This is a genomic window from Frankia tisae (assembly GCF_025403405.1).
Taxonomy (GTDB): domain Bacteria; phylum Actinomycetota; class Actinomycetes; order Frankiales; family Frankiaceae; genus Frankia; species Frankia tisai.
The window spans coordinates 1-6642 of sequence record NZ_JANEZT010000365.1 but is presented as its reverse complement, the minus strand read 5'-3'; the positions used below and the strand labels follow the sequence as shown (position 1 = coordinate 6642).

Genomic DNA, 6642 nt, shown 5'->3' with positions numbered 1-6642 from the left:
CCCCTCACCCACCCTCAGGCCCACACGGCCACCTAACGCCGCAAAGCTCGCTCGACACCCCTCCCAGCCAGCCGGCGGTCAGCAGGTGCAGGAGGTTAATCGCGGCCCACGTGCCCGCAACCGCCCTCAAACCTCCTGCAACTGCCCACGGCCACCACCGGGAACCGCCCATCTCGACGCCTCGGCTGGGGCGGGACTGACGGCTGCCACACCGGCCGCCGACTCCACTCCCCGACGATCTAGCTCAGGGAGCTCCGCGCGGACCATCCCCTGATCACAACCAGATACGCGCCCCCGTGGCCGGGAGGGTGCACCCTCCCGGCCGGTGCCCGGCCGGCTCTGGTAGTCGTTGGTCCCGGGGAGTCCCTCAGATCTCGGGGTACAGGGAGTAGCTGGGGAAGTTGCCGACGAGGCGTTCGTGCGGGTCGGGTCCGACGGTGACGGCCCTGGCGAGGTGGGCGCCGCCGACGAATGCGCCCTTCCAGGACGCGCCGCGCCCGCCGAACGGTTCGTCGCGGTCGCCGCGGGAGCGTGGCTTGTTGACGCCGACCTTGAACGCCTGCAGCTCCCCGGCGAGCCGGTGGGCGTAGGACTCGTCGTCGCAGGCCAGGGAGGCGACCAGCGCGCCGTTGGAGGCGTTCATGGCGGCCAGCAGCTCGGCCTCGGAGTCGACGACGACGATCGTGTCGATCGGCCCGAACGGCTCGGCGTGGTGCAGCGCGCTGGAGGCGGGCGGGTGCAGGATCGCCACTGGCGGGACGTAGGCGGAGGTGTCCTGGCCGGGGATGAACCGGCCGTCGGCGAGGTCGCCGCGGTAGAGCGGCACGCCGCCCTTGGTGATCGCCTCGTCGACCTTCGCGGCGAGTTCCGTGGCCTTGTCGGTGGTGATGACGGGGCCATAGTCCAGCTCGGGTAGCGGGTCGGCGTCGTCGGCGACGGCGAGGGGATGGCCGAACCGGACCCCGGAGACCACCGGCAGGTACATCTCGAGGAAGCGATCGAAGAGCTGGCGCTGGACGACGTACCGGGGGTAGGCGGTGCAGCGCTGCTTGCCGTACTCGAAGCCCTTGCGCAGGTGGGCGGCGAGGGTGTCCCACTGGGAGAAGTCCCAGATGCCCCAGGCGTTGAGCCCCTCCTGCTCGAGGAAGTGGCGCTTTCCGGTGTCGACGAGGGCGGCGGCGACCTGCCCGCCGGCGGAGCGGCCGCCGACGAACGCCAGGCAACCGATCTCCGGGGCGCGCACCAGCGCCGAGGACAGCCGCGAGCCCGACCCGCTCACCAGCGAGACTGGCAGGCCCTCCCGGCGGGCCAGGGCGCTGGCCAGCGTCAGGCAGGCGGCCCCGCCGTCGGTGGGGGTCTTCGCGATCGTGCCGTTGCCGGCGAGCATCTGGACCAGCATGGCGTGCATGAGCACGCTCATCGGGTAGTTCCAGCTCGCGATGTTGCTGACCGGGCCGGGCAGCGGGCCGCGGCCGGCGATCATGCCGTCGATCTCGTCGAGGTACCAGCGGACGCCGTCGAGGGCACGATCGACGTCGGTGAGGGCGAGGCGCCAGGGCTTGCCGATCTCCCAGACGAGTAGCAGCGCGAGCAGCTCGCGGTGGGCGTCCATCGCGTCGACGGCGGCGCGCACGCGGGCCTTGCGCTCGGCCAGCGCCACGTCGCGCCACTGCTTGTGGTCGTCGAGGGCGGCCCTGATCGCCTCCTGCGCCTCGTCCTGGCCCAGCATGGGCGGCCCGGCGATCGGTGAGCCGTCGACGGGGGAGTGACTGTGCAGGGGATTGCCGGTGCGGCGCCACTCGCCGCCCCACAGGTTGCGCAGGCGGTCGGAGTCGAACGCCTCCGGGGCGATCTCGCGGCAACGGGCGAACGCTTCGGACCAGGTGGTACCCGGCTTGATGTGGAGTCGCGGCTGAGGGGTGCTGGTGGTCGCGGCCATACACATGAGATTGAGGGTCAACCGCCGGACGCGCCAGCAGAAGAGCGACGCATACCGTACATCCGATAATTCGATCGACCGCAGATAACGGTACCCACCGATTGACGGTCGGTAAATTGGCGTGACGAGCGCTCATTACGTGACCCGGGCGCCGACCCTCCGATTGTCGTGCCCGTGCCCGTGCCCGGCTGTGGCATCGTGGTCGGGCGAAAACCCCCTGACCGGCCGAAACCGCTGCCGTTCCGGTGCCGAAGCCAGCGAAACGCGGTGGCGGAGACCGTCCACCGCGTACTATTTCCGGCATGTCGGATGCGTTAATGGGGGGAGGCACGGGCGTCACTCGGGCGCTGTCACGACCTCTGGTGTGTACCTCATCACGTAGAGTGGAAGGGTGTCTGAACCATCTTTCGTTCGCGTCCGCGTCGTCGCCCGGACGATTCGATCCTGATTCCCGGATGTGTGATGACGGCCAGTGTCGTGCCGCCGTCGGCCGCTGAAGCCGACCCTGTCGAGGGCTCCGTACCGATCCGGGTCCTCGTTGTAGACGATCATGAGCTTTTTCTTCAGGGCCTGCAGACGGTTCTGGAGATCGAGGAGGACATCAGCGTCGTCGGCCGCGCCGGTGACGGCCAGGAGGCGCTGACCCTGGCCTCCGGCACCTCGCCGGACATCGTGCTGATGGACGTCCGCATGCCCGGCCGGGACGGCATCGCCGCGGCCGGGGCGATCAAGCGGGCGATGCCGCGCACCCGGATCGTCATGCTCACCGTGTCCGACGAGGAGTCCGACCTGTTCGAGGCGATCAAGGCGGGTGCCGTCGGGTACCTGCTCAAGTCGATCCCGCCGCACGAGGTGGCCGACGCCGTCCGCGCCGTGCACAACGGGCAGAGTCTGATCAGCCCGTCGATGGCGTCGAAGCTGATGGTCGAGTTCGCCACGATGGCCCGCGGCACCGAGGACCGCCCTCGCGTGCACGCCCCGCACCTGACCGCCCGCGAACTCGAGGTGCTCAAGCTCGTCGCGGAGGGCCGGGCGAACCGCGAGATCGCCCGCAAGCTGTTCATCAGCGAGAACACGGTCAAGAACCACGTGCGCAACATCCTGGACAAGCTCCAGCTGCACTCGCGGATGGAGGCCGTCATGTACGCGGTGCGCCAGGGCCTGTTCGACATCGAGTGACCGACCGGCCCTGGGAGCAGCACATGCTGATCTACAGAGAGATCAACATGTGCTCCGGCCTGGGGTGGGTGACGGGACTGGTACCCCCCGGGGCGCTCCTCTGACCTGCACCTATCGCCTATGGGGCGCGTCGGTCGGGGTGCGCTAACACTTCGACGACTCGTCGATGACGTGAAAGCACTCCGTGTCCCGCGTCACAGATCCAGATCGTCCCGAAGTCGGTCTGATGCGATCCGTGCCGGTGAAACACTTTCCGGGTGACGACAACCCTATGAGCAAGATCGATATCGGCCGCCGGACCCTCACTGGCCACACCGAGGTGGTGCACGCTCTGACCTTTGTCGAGCTGCGAGACGGGCGTGTCCTGCTCGCCTCCGGCGGCAAGGACGAGACGGTGCGGCTGTGGGACGCGGCCACCGGAGACCCAGTCGGCGAGCCCATCATCGGTCACCGCGGCGGGGTGTTCGCCCTGGCCCCGTTCGTCCCGTGGTTCGAAGAGGACGGACCGACCCTCCTCGCCTCGGCCGGCTGGGACCGGATGGTGCACCTGTGGAACCCGGCCACCGGAGAACCACACGGTGATCCCCTCAGGAGCGCCACCGGCGAGCTGTTCGCCCTGGCCATGGTCGACCCGTCCGACGGACACGTCTTCCTCGCCTCCGCCGGCCTGGCCGACAACGCGGCGCAGCTGTGGGACCCGCTCACCGGAAAACTGGTCCGCACCCTCGGTGCCCTCGGTACCTCCCGCACCGGCTACAACACCACCACGGTGAGAGTCCTGACCATGGTCGACATGCCCCACGGATTGGGCCTTCTCGCCACCGCCGGCAGAGACCAGCCGGTGCGGCTGTGGAACCCGGTCACCGAAGTACTAGTCCACACGATCAACCCCTCCGGTTACCAAAACGAGGTGGTCGCCCTAACCACGGTCACCATGCCCGACGGACGCACCCTCCTCGCCACGGGCAGCGAGGAGGGGACGGTGTGGCTGTGGGACCCGACCACCGGAAGACCAGTCGGTGAACCCATCGAATTCCGCGGCTGGTCGCTGCACGACCTGGCCACGGTCGTCCTGCCCGACGGACGCAATCTCCTCGTCACCGCCACCAGCCATTACCAGGGGGAGTTGACGCTGTGGGACCCGATCACCAGAAAGCCGGTCGGTGAACCCCTCACCGGCCATACCGACGAGGTGACCGCCCTGGCCGCGGTCGTCCTGCCCGACGGACGCACCCTCCTTGTCTCCGGCGGCGCAGACCACACGGTGCGGCTGTGGGACCCGGTCGCCGGAGAGGCCGTCGGTGACCCATTCACCGGCCACACCGACAGGGTGACCGCCCTGGCTGTTGTCGGGCTACCTGACGGACGCACGCTCGTCGCCTCCGCTGGCCCGGACAAGACGGTGCGGCTGTGGGACCCGGTCGCCGGAGAGGCCGTCGGTGACCCATTCACCGGCCACACCAGCTGGGTGACCGCCCTGGCCGCGGTCGCCCTGCCTGACGGACGCGCCCTGCTCGCCTCCGCCAGCGCGGACGCGGTGCAGGTATGGGACCCCATCACCAGAGAGCTGGTCCGTGACCCCCTCCCCGGCCTCAACAGCTTCCTGTCCCCCATGATTGCCCTGCCCGACGGACGCATCCTGGGCGCCTTCTTGGACGTCCAGGAGATCCTCCTGTGGAGAAGCCGAATCTCCAGATAACCATCCACCTGCGGAAGCGACACAGTCGGGGCAAGCGGACTCACGTCGGTGCCGGACACGGCGGTGAGTTCCAGGCCACCCAACGCGGGCAACACGTGGTTGTGGAGGTCGCGTTCGTAGTCCTTCGCGATGCGGCCTCGCACCCCGGACAGACCTGACAACCAGAACGTCGCCCAGGTCTCGACGGTGCGGGGCGGACCGGCGATCGGGCGCGGCGGGCGGCCGTCCTCCGCCATGGGCGTCGGGCGGCGGTTCCCGGCGGCCTCGACAAGCCTCTTGTGGACCTCGGCCTCGGTACGGGATGCGGACTTCTCGTACTCCGGGCTACGGCCGGCCTCGGCCACCCTCACGGCACATGACACGGACGTGGTTCGCGTGCTCCTGAATCCAGGCCACGCGGTCTTCTCTCGGCAGGACCAGAGAGACAGCCTGGATCGGCGTGCTACCCGGACCATCAGCCCTGGCGGAACGGCTAGTGCGTTGGGGTGGATGACGGGACTTGAACCCGCGGCCACCGGGACCACAACCCGGTGCTCTACCAACTGAGCTACACCCACCATGACCGATGACCACACCTGACTTGGCTGATCAGGACGCACCGGTGAGCTCCTACCGGTACGGGCCCCGAGTGCGCCGCCTGGAGCGTCTCACCGAGCGAAGCCATCGTACCGGTCGATGCCGCCTCGTGGGCAGGGGGGTCGCCGGTGACGTGGGTATCACGTTGCGTTCGCGCGGTCCGGGGCGGCCGACGGGGTGCCCTCCGCCGCGGCGGCGCCGGGCGGCGCCGTCGGGACGGAGGTGCCAGCGGGGAGCGCGGCGAGGATGGCGTCGGTCTCGTCGCGGACCTGGGCCGCGATCGTCCGGGCCTGCTCGGTGCTGGGGCCGGGCGGCGGCACGAACAGCGCCTGCCGGTAGTAGCGCAGCTCCTCGATGCTTTCCTGGATGTCGGCCAGCGCCCGGTGGCCGCCGCGCTTGACCGGCGCGGCGTAGTACGTCCGCACGTACCAGCGCCGGGCGAGCTCCTTGATGGACGAGACGTCGATCATGCGGTAGTGGAGGTGGGCGTCCAGCGACGGCATGTAGCGGGCGAGGAAGGTGCGGTCGGTGGCGATCGAGTTGCCGCACAGCGGCGCCTTGCGCACCTCCGGCACGCGGGCGCGGACGTAGTCGAGGACCTGTGCCTCAGCGTCCGCCAGGGGCAGTGCGGAGGCGCGGACGGCGGCGGTGAGGCCGGAGGTCTGGTGCATCTCGCGCACGACGGGCACCATCGCCTCCAGCGCCTCGTCCGGCGCCGAGATGACCAGGTCAATGCCCTCGTCGAGGATGTTTAGCTCACTGTCCGTAACCAGGCAGGCCACTTCTAGCAGCAGATCCGACGCGGCCTCCAGGCCCGTCATCTCGCAGTCGATCCACACCAGACGATCCATCCCACTGACACTAGGGTCTGCGACCCGCAACGTCACGCGCACCCCCGGGAGTTGCCTGCAAGGTCGGGCACATGGCACCGGAGGTCAGCCGGTTGCAGCGGTAACATTACTCACAGTAAATTTGATGGAGATCTGGTCGCTCGCCACTTCGGTCGGGATGGCTGTCAGGGTGTAGTCCCCGTTCGGTACCTCGGTGGTCTGCCAGCCGCCGGTATGGGGGTTGAACCCGTAGGGCGCCTGGTTCAGGTTCAGTCGGAACGGGACGATCGGCCCGTTGAGCACGTACTCCAGTGGGCCGTCGTAGCTGGCCGATTCCACCCGGATTGCGCGGAAACCCGAGATCCGTTCGCCCGGCTGGACGCCGGCGAAGACGAGCAGCGTGGCGGTCGGCTGCGGGG

The 6642-nt window shown here is 69.2% G+C and carries 5 protein-coding genes and 1 tRNA gene; 2 read left to right on the top strand and 4 right to left on the bottom strand.

Going from position 1 to position 6642, the window contains the following annotated elements; all coding sequences use genetic code 11:
• Nucleotides 1-367: 367 nt before the first annotated feature.
• On the bottom strand, nucleotides 368-1939 hold the full coding sequence (locus NBZ85_RS25585) for an aldehyde dehydrogenase family protein (protein ID WP_261559523.1): 1572 nt from the start codon (nucleotides 1937-1939) through the stop codon (nucleotides 368-370).
• Between the two features lie 462 nt (nucleotides 1940-2401).
• On the opposite strand from NBZ85_RS25585, the gene NBZ85_RS25580 reads away from it, so the two are divergent.
• Nucleotides 2402-3118, top strand: a complete 717-nt coding sequence (locus NBZ85_RS25580; protein WP_136448721.1) for a response regulator — start codon at nucleotides 2402-2404, stop codon at nucleotides 3116-3118.
• Between the two features lie 271 nt (nucleotides 3119-3389).
• Nucleotides 3390-4817, top strand: coding sequence for a WD40 repeat domain-containing protein (locus NBZ85_RS25575; RefSeq protein ID WP_261559524.1), 1428 nt, complete (start codon nucleotides 3390-3392; stop codon nucleotides 4815-4817).
• 481 nt (nucleotides 4818-5298) lie between these two features.
• On the opposite strand, the gene NBZ85_RS25570 is transcribed toward NBZ85_RS25575, so the two are convergent.
• From NBZ85_RS25570 to NBZ85_RS25560, 3 genes are all read right to left on the bottom strand, one after another.
• Nucleotides 5299-5374 (bottom strand) — tRNA-His (locus NBZ85_RS25570).
• A 159-nt stretch (nucleotides 5375-5533) separates the two neighbouring features.
• Nucleotides 5534-6232 (bottom strand): oligoribonuclease, encoded by a 699-nt coding sequence (orn, locus tag NBZ85_RS25565; protein ID WP_261559525.1) that lies wholly within the window; start codon nucleotides 6230-6232, stop codon nucleotides 5534-5536.
• A 96-nt stretch (nucleotides 6233-6328) separates the two neighbouring features.
• Nucleotides 6329-6642 (bottom strand): hypothetical protein (locus tag NBZ85_RS25560; protein WP_261562737.1); only part of this gene is annotated, 314 nt, incomplete at its 5' end.